Origin of the sequence: Halothece sp. PCC 7418 (assembly GCF_000317635.1) — a bacterium.
In the GTDB taxonomy this organism is placed as follows: Bacteria; Cyanobacteriota; Cyanobacteriia; order Cyanobacteriales; family Rubidibacteraceae; genus Halothece.
Window position 1 is genome coordinate 3,643,764 of the sequence record NC_019779.1, and the last position, 14,322, is coordinate 3,658,085.

The following is a 14,322-nucleotide window of genomic DNA, read 5'->3' on the forward strand; positions in this document are numbered from 1 at the left end:
TTCCAATCCTTACCTATCTCTCAATTTAAATATTTCTGGACAACACTCCATCCCGTCCAAGACACATAAGCCAGCGCGAAAAACAAGACGGCATTTGTCGTTACGTGAACCGATCTCGCCCACGGGCGTTTGGCGCTAATTTGAGTTGCACTCGTTGCTGATAATAGCACTAACCCCACCACGGTAATCCCAGCAATTAAATGGGGGGAATGCCCCAAGTTACCATAATGTCCTAAAGTGCCCACAATGCCAATGGTTAACAATAGTAGAACTAAACTCACTAAAATGATGCCAATGGTGTAGTGTAGGGGGCGTAACCATTTTGGGCGTGGTGATTTTTGGGCGCGAAAATAGTATAATCCCATTCCTGTCCCAGCTAAAATGCCATAAGCGGTGACAGACAAGCCCATTGACCAAGCAGCGATCTTCCACAACCAGAGAAACGACGGTAAATCCAAGATGACTTTCCTAACTGGGTCTTCCCTTCCCATTATTGATCAATTTATACCTATCTGCTCGTTTTAATCAAAAAACTTGAATGAAGATTTCCCACGGTCAGTCAAAGTTTTGATACAGTAGAGTGTGCGATTTTTAGTGCTTGGGGAACGGGTCACAATGTTAAAAAATGATGAATGGATTAAAGAAAAAGCAAGTCAAGGAATGATTTCGCCTTTTGAACCGCAACAAGTTCGCAAACTTGAGGGTGACATTCCTGTTATTTCCTATGGCTTGAGTAGCTTCGGCTATGATATTCGTTTATCGCCGAATGAATTTCGGATTTTTCGTCATATTCCTGGCACTATTGTTGACCCGAAAAACTTTAATCCTGATAATTTAGAACCGACTCAACTGTGCACGGATGAAACCGGAAGTTATTTTATTCTACCCGCCCATTCTTATGGCTTAGGAGTAGCTTTAGAACGGTTAGAAATTCCTGATAATGTAACGGTCATTTGTATTGGAAAATCAACTTATGCAAGGTGTTTTCGCGGAGACACACGAGTTGCTTTAGTTGATGGCACTGCACCAACATTAGAAGAGATGGCAAAACGTGCTGAAAATGGCGAACAATTTTGGGGATACAGTATTGGACAACATGGTCGCTTAATCGTTACTTTGCTTGAAAACCCTCGTTATATTGGCAGAGATTCACTGGTGGAAGTAACTTTAGATAATGAAGAATCAATATTTTGCACACCCGATCATGAATTTATGACTCGGGATGGGCGAATGGTAGCAGCACAAGAATTAAAGCCAAATGATTCTTTAATGCCACTCTATCGCCAACTTGAACGAGGTTATGAAATGGTTTATCAACCTCTAAATGGACATCTTTATCCCACTCATCGGCTTAGTGATGAATGGAATCTTAGACATCTAATTTATGAGGAAGAACCCAATACTCATCGCCATCACATTGACCATAATCGTCTTAATAATTGTCCATGGAATATTATGCGGATGAATGAGTCGGAACATATTCGACTACATAATAGTATTACTTATGGTGTAGATTTTGACCCAAAAGAACATGGTCAATCAGTTAAACAAGCAATTTCAGAGCTAAAATTAAACCCTGAATGGTTGGAGAATTATTCAGAACAACAACAGAAAAGAGCTTTGAAATTTTGGCATGATCCTCAATATGCTTCAGTTCGGGAATTATTACTAGAACGCCGTCGCAATTGTTCAGATGAAACTCGTCAAGCCCATCGAGAAAAGATGTTACGTCGTTACGAATCGAAGGAAGCAAGAGCATTAACAGGAGAAAAATCGAAGCAGGCTTGGTCACAAGATGATGGAACAAGACGCGCTCGACAGTCGGAAACGATGAAACGCATTAATGACTCCACAAAAACTCGTCATGAGATTACCGCCGATGTTGTACGTGCAGCTTTAGATCAAACGGGTTCCATCAGAGGAGCAGCCCGATTACTTAATTGTGATCGATCAGTTTTTCGGCGCTTTCCAGATGTGATTCATCAATTCCGAGGACAAAAAGTTAAAAACCATAAAGTTGTTAGTGTGAGAGAAATTGCAGGAACTCATGATGTTTATTGTCTTAGTGTTCCTGAGGCTGGTAATTTTGCCCTAGAATCAGGAGTCTTTGTCCATAATTGTGGAATTATCGCAAATATAACGCCTGCAGAAGCGGGTTGGCGCGGTTTTTTAACCTTAGAATTATCGAATTCTTCTAGTGCCGATTGTAAGATTTATGCCAATGAAGGAATTGTTCAATTAGTCTTTTTAGAAGGTGATCCTTGTTCAGTTAGTTACGAACAACGAAAAGGAAAGTATCAAGAACAGCCTAATCGCGTCACTTTAGCAAAAATTTAAAAGGAGTTAAAAATGGATAAATTTAGAATTGAAGTCATTAAAGCAACCCCGAATCCACAACAAGTAATGTGGTTAGCAATGCACCAAGATTATTCCGAAGATTTGGTTTGGGATAAGCGCGATCGCGCACCAGATGAAACCAAAGCGGGAGAAAAAGTAATCAAGCATTTATTATCAGGAGAAAGAGGACATTATGGCCCCTTAGAACATCCGCAAATTACATTTAATGTGGGCTTTTTTCCTCATTCAATGATGCAACAAATTCGCACTCATAGGGTTGGAATTTCATTTGATGTACAGTGTCTTGCAGGGGATACTGAAGTCACTTTCGTTAAAGCCTCTGGTAGTCTTAAAAAAGCCAAAATTTCTGAACTTTACAAAAGTTGGCTTAATAAAGATAAAGAAAACAAAGTTCAAAATAATAATAAATCTCAAGAAAGAGATTTTGTTAAAAATTTGCCCTTGCGGGTACTAAATGAAGAGACAGGAAAATTTCAAATAAGTCGCATTAAAGATGTTCTTTGTAGTGGCGTTCAACCTGTTTACCGTCTAACGCTGGAAGATAGTAAACAATTAGACTGTACGACCAACCATAAACTTTTAACGATTCAAGGTTGGCAAAGAATGGGCAAAGCAGTTGGCTTAGTTGTAAATTCAGATCGCGAAGTTATAAAAACTGAAAATGATTGTTGGGTTTTGTGTAATGGAGTACCTATATTAGAAAAAACATCAGCAGAACAAATACAATCTCAAGTTAAAGCCCATCCTGTTAAAGTTGCTAAGGTAGAATATCTAGGCTTACAAACGACTTACGATTTAGAGGTCGCAGAACCTTGGCATAATTTTGTTGCTAATGGCATCGTTGTTCACAATTCTTTCCGTTATACGGGAAAGCGTCTTTTAGATGTCGCAGAAGGGAAAAGAGATGCAGAAGATGTCTTTTATTTACGCCCCGTGGGTGAATATACAAACCGTCAAGGAAAACGCTATTTTTACTCAGAAGAACAACGCCAAGCGGATTTAGAATGGTGCATTGAAGCCACTAAACGTTATCAACAAAGAATTGGAGAAGGATTAGCCGAAGAACACGCGCGAGGAATTATTCCCTTTGATACCCGACAGCATTTTGTCATGAGTTGTAATGCGCGATCGCTGATGCACCTCCTTGATTTACGCTGGAAAAAAGATGCCCAATTGGAAGCGCAGAAGTTTAGTGAACTTCTCTTTGGACATTTTCAAGAGTGGACACCTCAACTGGCAGAATGGTATTTAGAAAATCGTGCCAAAAAAGCAAGGTTGTCTCCTTAGTGGATTGGTTTAAATTGGGAAAGGGAGGAAATGAGAATGAATCACTTCTTCTGAGAAATCGTTTCGGAAACTGAAAATCAAGGAGGAAACTGTTGACAGAATCGGCATTACTGGGAAAATCTTTAGCGGAATTAACGGATTGGGTACAAGACCAAGGACAACCTGCTTATCGGGGAAAACAGTTGCATCAGTGGTTGTATCAAAAAGGAGCGCGATCGCTGCACGAGATTACTGTGTTTCCAAAACAGTGGCGAGCAGCGTTAGAAGATCAACCCATTGGACGCTCTACTATTGCTCACCGTAGCATTGCGCCTGATGAAACGCGGAAATATCTGCTTCGTCTTGCAGATGGAGAAATGATCGAAACCGTTGGGATTCCCACCGCGAAACGCTTAACCGTTTGTGTCTCTTCCCAAATCGGATGTCCCATGGCGTGTGACTTTTGCGCGACAGGGAAAGGCGGTTTCACCCGTAATCTCGAGGCATACGAAATTGTGGATCAAGTGCTGACTGTGGCGGAAGATTTTGAACGGCGGGTCAGTCATGTGGTTTTTATGGGAATGGGCGAACCCCTTTTAAACCGAGAAGCGGTAGTGAAAGCGGTGAAATCCTTAAATCAAGACGTGGGAATTGGACAACGGTGTCTTACGGTTTCTACTGTCGGTATTCCCAAACAGATTCCGCTGCTTGCTGAAGAAAAATTACAAATCACCCTTGCTATTAGTCTTCATGCGTCAAATCAAACCTTGCGGGAACAATTGATTCCCAGTGGCGGAGGGTATCCCTTGTCAGACTTAATTGCAGACTGTCGCAAGTACGTCGAACGCACTCACCGTCGGGTTACGTTTGAATATATCCTGTTAGCGGGGGTGAATGATACCCCAGATCATGCTGAAGAATTAGCCCAACTCTTAAGAGGCTTTCAAACCCACGTTAATCTCATTCCGTATAACCCCATTAGCGAAGTGGATTATCAACGCCCAGACAAAAACCGAATCGAAGCCTTTCAATCCGTTCTTGAAGACGCTAAGATTGCCGTTAGTATCCGTTACTCTCGTGGGTTAGAAGCGGATGCTGCGTGTGGGCAATTACGGGTAAATCAGACACAATGACCACTGAAACGATAACATCCCCTTGGACAAAGCGTCATATCCTCTCTCTGGAAACATTTACCCAAGAAGAGTACGAAACCCTTTTAGAAACCGCCGATAGTTTTCGGGAAGTGTTATCCCGTCGCACCAAGAAAGTTCCTGCTTTACAAGGACAAGTGGTGGCAAACTTGTTTTTTGAACCCTCCACTCGCACTCGTAGCAGTTTTGAACTGGCTGCAAAGCGGTTATCTGCAGATACCCTCAATTTTACGGGGAGTTCTTCTTCTCTGACTAAGGGCGAAACCATTTTAGATACAGCAAAAACCTATATGGCGATGGGCGCGAATATCATGGTGATTCGTCATCGCCAAGCCGGGGTCCCCCATACCATTGCAGCAGAAATGGATCGCTTAGAAAGCAATGTCAGTATTCTCAATGCAGGAGATGGACAACATGAGCATCCCTCACAGGCGTTATTAGATTTATTTACCCTCTATCAGTTGCTGTCTCCTCAATCTCCCCGTCAGTTTCTCGTAGGGAAGAAAATCGCGATTGTGGGCGATCTTCTACATTCTCGGGTGGCGCGATCGAATATCTATAGCTTAACGGCGATGGGGGCAACGGTTCATTTAGCTGCACCGCCAACCTTGCTGCCAAAACCATTTCAGGGCTTTTTAAGGGGGTCTTCTTCCGAGAAATTGGTCTGTCACTGGGAGATTGAACCTGCCCTCGCAGATGCTGATTTTATTATGACCTTGCGCTTGCAAAAAGAGCGGATGACGGAGCATTTATTGCCTAGTTTACGGGAATATCATCAACGATTTGGAATTACGCGCGATCGCGCTCTTTTAGCTTGTCCTGATGTCAAAATTCTCCACCCAGGACCGGTGAATCGAGGGGTAGAAATCAGTTCTGATCTCATGGACGATCCTGAATTGAGTTTAATCTCCCAACAAGTCACCAGTGGAGTCGCTGTCCGCATGGCCCTCCTTTATCTGATTGGTACCAGTTGAAAATTAGTCATCTTCATCAAAATCAAATCGTAACTCTTCCACTGCCATTTCTAACTCTTGGAAATATTCGGTTTGGGTGATTTCTTCCACTTGGCGCGATCGTTTTTGTTGATCAATTTCAATTTTTAAGTCTTCCACTTGTCGTTTCAGGGCTTCCTCTTCCCGTTTCCGTTCACTAATTTCTTGGAGCATTCCTTCATAATACAAGACATTATTATGTCGGTCTTTCACCACCCGCGTATCTTCTTGCACCCAGACAATGCTGCCATCCTGCCGATACACTTGATACTCCCAATGTTTAATCTCTCCTTCTTCATTAATCCGACGATGAAATTCTTTTTCATTATTGGGATCAACATATAACTCACTGACATCAGTGACTTGTTCAATCATTTCTTCAGGAGAGGAATAACCAAAGATATTTGCCATTGCTGGGTTGACACTCATGTATTGCCCCTCTAAGTTGACTTGGAAAATCCCTTCTAGGGCATTCTCAAAAATACTACGGAACTTCTCTTCTGCAATGCGGAGGGATTCTTCCGCCTGTTTGCGTTCGGTAATATCAATGCCCACAGAAACGGTTGCGCTGCCATCTTTATACTTTTGAGCAGCCACTAGATAATAGCGCGATCGCTCATCAACTTGAAGTTCAATTTCCTTTGATGCTGATTCTGTATCACTATCTAAAAATCGGCGTGTAAAGTCTGCTAACTGAGAACTTCCTTCTAAAAATCCCACTTCTCGACCAATAAAGGAATCCTGCTTTAAATTCCAATCTTCAGCAAGATGGCGATTCACCCCTAAATAGATCCCTCCTGAATTTAACCAAGAAATCGCACCTGGAACCGTATCAATCACCGTTTCCAGTTGTTCCTTCGCATCTGCTAGGTCTTTTTCCCGAGTTTGGACTGTATGCACCATCCTCTGAAATACCCGAGCAAGTCGCCCCAACTCATCATTTCTGGCTGCAACACCATCGAGACTTTTGGATCGAAATGAGTTATCTTCCACCGCAGCAGCAGCAGCAGTGACTCGCTTGACGTGCTGCAAATATCGCGACATTTCTTGATTTTTTTCGCGAATCGATAAATTTGCTTTATTTAACTCAACATTACGCTCATCTAAGAGTTCTTTAGCAATTTTATAAATTTGCCCTTGGGCGAGGAGAAGTTGCGGAAAATCCAGAATCCGATAAACCCCTGGATCAATTTCAATCACTAACGGCTCGTATAAATCTTCAGGGGGACGTTGTAAACAATACTCCGCTGCATCATGAATGGAGGTATTGCCTGGTAAAATGTAAGGGGAACGACCACTTGAGCGATCATAAATTGAGTCATAAAGAATCTTTAAGGGTCGGCGCGTAAATAACTCTAAGCCATAAGGGGTACTCATCGCCTCTAAAAACTTTTGACGAGATAGCATCCCATAGTATTGACCATTTTCCATCAGTAAAACTCCTGTTAAAACTGGGTTTTCTTCAAAGGCTTTTGTTAAAGCCGATCCAGGAGAGTTGATATCGACGGAAAAATCATCGAGGGTTAGTTCTTGGAGAGTGGATTCAACGTTGAGATGACGGGGTGGGTTACTGGTGCGAGAAATAGACATGATTTTAGGAAACAGTGAAGAACTTTGCAAACTGTGAGGGAATCTCGACACTCCAACGGTTTAAAGCGCGTTGGATTCTTGGTTCTGCGACGATGCTTGCTTTGACAGGAAAAGTCCAACCCAATCAGCATTACCAGTCTTCGTCAGAACTGTGATTTTCAATCAAAGATTGTAGTTTCGAGCCAGAGTCACCCGCGTTAAATATATGTAAACCAAACTCTTGACTCAGTTGTTGGGCAACTTTTAAGCCACGAACACTGTAACCAGCTTCGCTAATCAAGGGAGAGAAAATTCCAACTCCCAATTGATTAGGAATAACTAGAAAAGTCCCCCCTCCGATGCTACTTTGGGTGGGAATTCCCACTTGATAAAACCATTGCTGTGAATCGTTACCTAAACCACAATTGAGCATCAGACTTAACAAGTCTTGTACATAGGCTTTCTCGATCGCTGCTTGTTCTGTAATGGGATTAATTCCACCATTGGCTAAGGTAGCAGCAATCATCGCCACATCATTACTGCTGACGAGAACTGCTTGTAGGTCAAAGTAGAGTTTCAGTGTATCTTGTAACTGGTCAGATAAGACCCCACATTGGCGCAACCAAAACCCTAATCCTCGTTCATAGTTCCCTGCAGCTTTTTGTGCTTGTAAAACTGAGGTATCCACTTCTAGGGATCTTCCCGTATAACGACTGAGTTTATCTAAAACCCGTTGTAAGCGTTCTGGGAGAGAATCCCCCTTAATCAGATCCACAACTGTAATCGCACCAGCAGGGGATAATGGGTTTTTGGGAAGACGAGTATCTGTGGTCAGTTCTAGTTGGTAAAGATTCTTATGGGAGGGTTCAACACTGACGCGCTTGGTAACATACTCTCGACCATAATCTTCTAAAGCCACACCATAGACCAGCAAGTTCACTAAATTTTGTAAGGTAAAAAATTGGTTGGTATCACCGACCTCAAACTCTTCTCCCTGCATCGTAATGGCGTTAATGCCAAAAGAATCCGATTCAATGGGAATTAATTCAGGGGGATAATTGGTGATTTTTCCCTCTTCTACGGGTTGAAACTTTTCATGGATATCACTCAAATAACTCCGAAAAGGAGAGGTAATACCCTGAATAGAGCTTGCTAATGATTCGAGTTCGTTGGCTTGGTTCATTTTGATTAATCCTCATTTTTAAGAAATAATATATTGTGCCATGAATCTGGGAAGAATCGAATGTTACTAATGGATAAGACTCGCCCTCACTCCATAATTTGTTGCGCCACCTTTTGAAATTCTTCACTAATGGGATGATTAGGGTTGCTGATAATAAAAACGCCTTCACTGGCTAGTTTAGCCATATCTACAGAAAGCGGAAAGATCCCAGCAACTGGTAAATCATAAACCTGCTCAATTTTGTCTCTTAATTTCTTAAAACTCATGGTAGTCAGCGCTTTATTCACCGCTAAAACCATTTTCCGAACCTTTAAACGACGGGCAACATCAACCGTTACTGCTGTTCCTTGATAGTCTTGCTTGTCTGGACGCAAAATGAGAATGACAAAATGAGAAATTGCAATAGAAAGAAACGTATCTTTCGATAATCCTGGATGGGTATCAATAAATAAATAATCTAGCTTGAGACTTTTCACTAACTTCCGAAAACCATCATGAAGCAGACTCACTTTATATCCTTCTTTTAGAATTCTGGCAATATCGTCAGCGCGAGTGCTGGAAGGAACTAAAAATATCTTGCCATCCCCTTTAATCCCAACATTATTGCTCACATCATAAGCGGTGTCTTCGATTCCTGTTGCGCCCCATAAATATGTATTGAGAGTATGATTGAGATTCTCAACGTCAAAGTTAAAAATATTATGAATCCCTGGGGATGGCAGATCAATGTCAACAACCCCAACTCGTTTTCCTTGGTTCGCAATAGCGGTAGCAAGGTTAGCGGTAAAACTTGATTTACCTGTACCGCCTCGATAAGAATGGATGGCAATTACTTTTGGCATTTTGATCAAGTGGATGACATTGAAGGTGGACTTAAGGTCTGGAGTGAGAAAAATTACGATTCCATCATACCACGGTAAGGTTTTTCCTTTGATAAACAAATCACAAAACTAAAAAGCAACACAAGCGATGAGATTGCCCGATTTTTTTGAGTATGATCACCCTTCCCTTTCTACGTGATTAGACTTCCTAAAAATAAAATCCTCGAAATGATTTCGTTCCGAGGATCGTTTGATTTCTTATAGTTAATTGAAAACGGATCTTTGTTTGCTCTTAAACCTTTAAGGAGGGGAGTTTTTCGACACAGCGCACAAACATTTCTACTCCCATTCCTAAAGCCGTTTCATCAAAATCAAAACGCGGGTGATGATGGGGATAATTTAATCTTAATTCTGGATTTGCTGAACCAAGGAAAAAGTAACATCCAGGCACTTGTTCAAGGAAAAACGACATATCTTCACTGCCCATGGTCTGGCATTCTGGAACGACTCCTGTGGGCGTTTCTACCACCGTTTGCGCCACAGACCGCACTAAATTGGTCACTCTTGCATCATTAATAACAGGAGGATACATCCGCCAGTAGTTCAGGTCATAGCTTGCGCCGTGGCTGTGGCAAATCCCACTAATAATTGATTCGACGCGCTGACCAATGTAATTTTCTAAATCGGTATTAAAATAGCGCACTGTTCCCGAAAGATAAGCGCGATCGGCAATGACATTCATCGCCGAACCTGCTTTTAATTCCCCAACCGTAACCACTGCTGAATCTGTGGGGTCAATATTGCGGGCGACAATGGTTTGTAAAGCATTGACAATTTGGGCACTGACCACGACAGCATCAATGGTTTGATGAGGCATTGCGCCATGTCCTCCTTTAGCTTGAATCTCACATTTGAAGAGTTCCACCGCAGCCATCAGTGTCCCATCGCGCACGCCAAGAGTTCCCAAGGGGAGATTGTTCCAGAGATGCAAGCCAATCATTGCGTCAACATCGGGATTTTTCAAGACTCCCGCTTCAATCATCGGTTTTGCGCCCCCTGGACTTTCTTCGGCGGGTTGGAAGATAATTTTGACGGTCCCTGTGATATCTTGACGGTGTTGCCAGAGATGATAAGCTGTTCCGAGCGCGATCGCGGTGTGTCCATCATGTCCACAAGCGTGCATAATCCCATCATGTTGCGATCGATAAGGGACATCATTGGCTTCCTGTACGGGTAGCGCGTCCATATCAGCGCGAATCCCCAACACTTTGCCAGATGTTCCCCCTTCAATCAGCGCGACGACCCCTGTTTGGGCGACACCTGTTTCATGGGGAATCCCCCATTCTTGCAGTTTAGAAATCACAAATTCTGAGGTAAGTTTTTCTTGGAATCCTAGTTCTGGGCGTTGATGAAAGCCCCGTCGCCATTGGACAAGATCAGATTGGAGACTTTGGATTTCAGGACGAATTTTTTCAGCGTTGATGGGTTTGATGGGAGAGACAGTCATAAGGCAATTACCAGAGATACTCTAATTCTAAGTTTGACGCAATGTCGGCAAGTTTTTCAGTGTCTTTCGGATTAGATAAATAAGGAATTGTTCCTAAAATTGGGAGACCACAAAGGGTTTGGATTAAGTCATGAGGAGTCCATTGGGCTTGTTTGGCTTCTGCTTCCTCGCTAAGACAGTTGACAATCAATCCCTTAATTTCCACTTGACTTTGACGGGCAAGGGCAACATTTGCCACCGTTTGCGCGATCGCGCCTAATTTGACGGGGACAACTAACACCACTGGTAAACGCCAAGCAGCAGCCACATCCGCCACAGTCATTTCCCATGTCATCGGAGATCCTAGCCCCCCTAAGGCTTCGAGTAAAACCAACTCCCGTTGGGATTTCAGGCGAGTCAGGGCTTGCCAAACTGTAGTTAGATTAACGTCTTGACCTTCTTGTTCGGCAGCCAAAGGGGGCGCGATCGGAAGCGGGTAAGACAAAGGGTTGATCAACTCGGGTGATTGAGTCAAAGGGAACAATTGTTGATAAAGATGACTATCACCAGGAGTTCCCGTTTGAATCAGCTTCATAATCCCCAATTGGTCTAAGGAGCGATATTTTTGCCAGTAAGCGATCAGACTAAGCGTAACAACCGTTTTCCCAATTTCCGTATCCGTACCAGTGATTAAAAGTGTTTTCATTGTTTAAAATTGGATTAAGAACTTTGAGCCTGATTTCTAAACAGAAAATAGCGTCTTAAATTTATTTAAATTTCATCCTAGTCACTGAGGATGATATGATTGCAACGAACTGAGGTTAAAGAGAAAGCCCGTGAGCCATTCTGCTACTTTAACGCTTCAACCCCCATTGAGCCAACTTCCTGATCAAAACCGTTTACGCATCTTCTCGGGCTCTGCAAATGAGCCCCTTGCCCAAGAGGTAGCCACTTATTTAGGGCTAGAATTGGGACCGATGGTGAGAAAACGGTTTGCTGATGGTGAACTCTATGTTCAAATCCAGGAATCGATTCGCGGTTGTGACGTTTACTTGATCCAACCCTGTTGTCATCCCGTTAATGACAACTTGATGGAACTGTTGATTATGATCGACGCTTGTCGTCGTGCGTCTGCTCGTCAAATTACAGCAGTGATCCCTTACTATAGTTACGCTCGTGCTGATCGCAAGACAGCAGGACGAGAATCAATCACTGCCAAGCTGGTGGCGAACTTAATTACAGAAGCTGGCGCAAGCCGTGTTCTTGCCATGGACTTACACTCAGCACAAATTCAGGGGTATTTCGATATTCCTTTAGATCACGTCTATGGTTCTCCTGTACTGATTCAATATATTGCTAGCAAGCAACTTTCTGATTTGGTTGTTGTCTCTCCTGATGTGGGAGGGGTAGCAAGGGCAAGAGCGTTTGCTAAAAAATTAGATGATGCTCCCCTCGCCATTATTGATAAACGTCGTCATAGCCATAATGAAGCTGAAGTCCTTAATTTAATTGGGGATGTCAAAGGAAAAACTGCCGTCATGGTGGATGACTTAATTGATACAGCAGGAACAATGCTGGAGGGATCTCGTTTGCTGCGTAAAGAAGGAGCAGAGCAGGTTTATGCTTGTGCTACCCACCCTGTTTTATCTGGACCTGCCCGAGAACGCTTATTTGGCGGTGCGTTTGAAGAAGTCATTGTCAGTAACACCATTCCTGTTCCTGGCTACCAAGAAATTGAAGAACTAACCGTTTTATCCGTAGCCAATTTGATTGGTGAAGCCATTTCCCGAATTCATGAAGAAAGCTCGGTGAGCAGTATGTTCCGTTAGGAAGGTGGCAAGGTCAATCAGAAGTCAGCCCAAAAAAATTGACTCTGCCTTGCCATTTCTCAAAAAGCTGTGTTAAGATTGTAAACGCTTTCGCAAACGGCTCAGTAGCTCAGCGGTAGAGCAGGGGACTCATAAGCCCTTGGTCGCGTGTTCAAATCACGCCTGAGCCATTCTTTCTAGAAGGTCACTAACTTAGTAGTACAAGATTAGTACAAATCAAGGCAACGCCTTACAATTAGCCAGTCAGAAAGCCATTGGTTTCAAACCGATGGACGGGGCTTACAAGCGTCGTCACCCTCGTTCCGACGACAGCCCCTCATGAATGGCGAACAAAGACTTTAGTCTTCTGTGTCTGCTATGATATGCGAAACCCAAAGATGGTGAAAAACCCATCAGGTTCACTGAAAAACCTTGTTAATACTTAAACAACGGAGTCTTGCTCGCGCCCTATGAAAGTAACTTGCAAGTAATCTAAAAAGTAGAGATACAGCTAAACTTTCGTTTAGCCAAGGTCTGTAGGGCATCTTTGAACGGGCGCATCCTCACTTCGCTCCGGCTTCGGGAGACTCCTTTCTAACACTCGATTTGTGATTTTAATCCATTGAGTGGTTTCGATTGGAATCCACGCGATTTTAATCCGTGGAGAGTTCAAGACTAATGATAAGAAATTCTAATTTAAGTCGGCGCGATCGCGCTACCGAATTTTTGGCTCGAAACCAGGCGCCTATGGTGCAGGCTTACAAGGCTTAATTGAAGCCCAAAACTGGCAATCTGACGAAGATTTAGCCCAGGCTTACATCAACTGGAGTAGTTACGCTTACACCCGCCAAGGAATCGGAAAAGCAGCCCCCCAAGCCTTTAGTCAACGCCTCGAAAACTTACAAGTGGTCCTCCATAACCAAGACAACCGCGAACATGATTTATTAGACTCCGACGACTATTATCAATTCCAAGGAGGATTAACTGCTGCGGTACGGGCGGTCAGAGGGAAAAATCCTCAGACCTATTTCGGGGATAATTCTGTGATGGAAAACCCGAAAGTGAGACAATTAAGTGAAGAAATCACCCGTGTTTATCGGTCTCGGGTGGTCAACCCCAAATGGATCGAAGGGGTAATGCGTCATGGCTACAAAGGGGCGTTTGAAATGTCAGCCACCGTCGATTATCTCTTCGCCTATGATGCAACCGCGCAATGTGTTCAAGATTATATGTATGAAGGGGTCACGCAAGCCTATCTTCTTGATGAGAACGTTCAACAGTTTTTAGAAGAGAAAAACCCTTGGGCGATGCGAGATATTGCAGAAAGACTGTTAGAAGCCCAACAACGAGGAATGTGGAATAATGCTTCTCCCGAAACCCTAGACCAACTAAGAAATATCGTTCACCAAGCAGAAGGAGTGGTAGAAGAGAGAATATAGCGGTGAGGGTCAGTTGTTTAAGGATGTCGAAGTCCGACTTCTATTTCTTGGGCGACGATTCATGAGGGGAGTAGCGTCTGGGGAAACCCCAGATGTTTATACACCCCGTCACCCTGTTAACTTAACGGTACAATGGGGGTCTTCTTGTCGCATTAAGATAAAATCGAGACACCCGAGTCTTGAGGTTATGGACTGTGAAATAATAGACTCAGTCTGAGTTACGATCAATCAATTTGTTCGCTTGTTTCA

11 protein-coding genes, 1 tRNA gene and 1 pseudogene are annotated in these 14,322 nt (G+C 43.2%); 7 read left to right on the forward strand and 6 right to left on the reverse strand.

Annotated features, from left to right (window positions below; genetic code table 11):
- Positions 1-20 precede the first annotated feature (20 nt).
- Positions 21-458: a DUF4079 domain-containing protein gene (locus tag PCC7418_RS16705; protein WP_041596758.1), complete on the reverse strand. Its 438-nt coding sequence runs from the start codon at positions 456-458 to the stop codon at positions 21-23.
- 157 nt (positions 459-615) lie between these two features.
- On the opposite strand from PCC7418_RS16705, the gene PCC7418_RS16710 reads away from it, so the two are divergent.
- From PCC7418_RS16710 to PCC7418_RS16725, 4 genes are all read left to right on the forward strand, one after another.
- Positions 616-2,337, forward strand: coding sequence for a dCTP deaminase domain-containing protein (locus tag PCC7418_RS16710; RefSeq protein WP_015227369.1), 1,722 nt, complete (start codon positions 616-618; stop codon positions 2,335-2,337).
- Positions 2,338-2,349: 12 nt separating this feature from the next.
- The gene (gene thyX, locus PCC7418_RS16715; protein WP_015227370.1) at positions 2,350-3,645 is read left to right on the forward strand and encodes an FAD-dependent thymidylate synthase; all 1,296 of its coding nucleotides are present in this window, start codon (positions 2,350-2,352) and stop codon (positions 3,643-3,645) included.
- A 92-nt stretch (positions 3,646-3,737) separates the two neighbouring features.
- Positions 3,738-4,757 carry a 23S rRNA (adenine(2503)-C(2))-methyltransferase RlmN gene (gene rlmN, locus PCC7418_RS16720; RefSeq protein WP_015227371.1) on the forward strand — a complete coding sequence of 340 codons (1,020 nt, stop codon included), beginning with the start codon at positions 3,738-3,740 and terminating at the stop codon, positions 4,755-4,757.
- A complete protein-coding gene (locus PCC7418_RS16725; protein ID WP_015227372.1) occupies positions 4,754-5,749 on the forward strand; it encodes an aspartate carbamoyltransferase catalytic subunit in 996 nt (331 codons plus the stop codon). The genes rlmN and PCC7418_RS16725 overlap by 4 nt, the downstream gene beginning before the upstream one ends.
- A gap of 3 nt (positions 5,750-5,752) precedes the next feature.
- Here PCC7418_RS16725 and PCC7418_RS19990 read toward each other — a convergent pair whose 3' ends face one another.
- From PCC7418_RS19990 to bioD, 5 genes are all read right to left on the reverse strand, one after another.
- Complete coding sequence (locus tag PCC7418_RS19990) at positions 5,753-7,357, reverse strand: PAS domain S-box protein (protein WP_015227373.1); 1,605 nt, start codon at positions 7,355-7,357, stop codon at positions 5,753-5,755.
- A 130-nt stretch (positions 7,358-7,487) separates the two neighbouring features.
- Positions 7,488-8,519: a glutaminase gene (locus tag PCC7418_RS16735; RefSeq protein ID WP_015227374.1), complete on the reverse strand. Its 1,032-nt coding sequence runs from the start codon at positions 8,517-8,519 to the stop codon at positions 7,488-7,490.
- A gap of 86 nt (positions 8,520-8,605) precedes the next feature.
- Positions 8,606-9,361, reverse strand: coding sequence for a MinD/ParA family protein (locus PCC7418_RS16740; protein ID WP_015227375.1), 756 nt, complete (start codon positions 9,359-9,361; stop codon positions 8,606-8,608).
- A 271-nt stretch (positions 9,362-9,632) separates the two neighbouring features.
- Positions 9,633-10,847 (reverse strand): M20 family metallopeptidase, encoded by a 1,215-nt coding sequence (locus tag PCC7418_RS16745; protein WP_015227376.1) that lies wholly within the window; start codon positions 10,845-10,847, stop codon positions 9,633-9,635.
- A gap of 7 nt (positions 10,848-10,854) precedes the next feature.
- Entirely contained in the window at positions 10,855-11,532 is a 678-nt protein-coding gene (bioD, locus tag PCC7418_RS16750) for a dethiobiotin synthase (protein ID WP_015227377.1), read from the reverse strand.
- Positions 11,533-11,662: 130 nt separating this feature from the next.
- Between bioD and PCC7418_RS16755 the strand changes: the two genes are divergently transcribed.
- From PCC7418_RS16755 to PCC7418_RS16765, 3 genes and pseudogenes are all read left to right on the forward strand, one after another.
- Positions 11,663-12,655 carry a ribose-phosphate pyrophosphokinase gene (locus PCC7418_RS16755; protein ID WP_015227378.1) on the forward strand — a complete coding sequence of 331 codons (993 nt, stop codon included), beginning with the start codon at positions 11,663-11,665 and terminating at the stop codon, positions 12,653-12,655.
- Between the two features lie 98 nt (positions 12,656-12,753).
- A tRNA-Met gene (locus tag PCC7418_RS16760) sits at positions 12,754-12,825 on the forward strand.
- 516 nt (positions 12,826-13,341) lie between these two features.
- Positions 13,342-14,073: pseudogene (locus PCC7418_RS16765) on the forward strand (cobaltochelatase subunit CobN); the annotation flags it as partial.
- Positions 14,074-14,322: the final 249 nt, after the last annotated feature.

What these genes read in the sequence shown, in the direction of transcription:
- PCC7418_RS16710 (WP_015227369.1), top strand. Translation starts at nt 616, where the DNA reads ATGTTAAAAAATGATGAATGGATTAAAGAAAAAGCAAGTCAAGGAATG.
- PCC7418_RS16735 (WP_015227374.1), bottom strand. Translation starts at nt 8,519, where the DNA reads ATGAACCAAGCCAACGAACTCGAATCATTAGCAAGCTCTATTCAGGGT.
- PCC7418_RS19990 (WP_015227373.1), bottom strand. Translation starts at nt 7,357, where the DNA reads ATGTCTATTTCTCGCACCAGTAACCCACCCCGTCATCTCAACGTTGAA.
- PCC7418_RS16745 (WP_015227376.1), bottom strand. Translation starts at nt 10,847, where the DNA reads ATGACTGTCTCTCCCATCAAACCCATCAACGCTGAAAAAATTCGTCCT.
- thyX (WP_015227370.1), top strand. Translation starts at nt 2,350, where the DNA reads ATGGATAAATTTAGAATTGAAGTCATTAAAGCAACCCCGAATCCACAA.
- PCC7418_RS16725 (WP_015227372.1), top strand. Translation starts at nt 4,754, where the DNA reads ATGACCACTGAAACGATAACATCCCCTTGGACAAAGCGTCATATCCTC.
- bioD (WP_015227377.1), bottom strand. Translation starts at nt 11,532, where the DNA reads ATGAAAACACTTTTAATCACTGGTACGGATACGGAAATTGGGAAAACG.
- PCC7418_RS16740 (WP_015227375.1), bottom strand. Translation starts at nt 9,361, where the DNA reads ATGCCAAAAGTAATTGCCATCCATTCTTATCGAGGCGGTACAGGTAAA.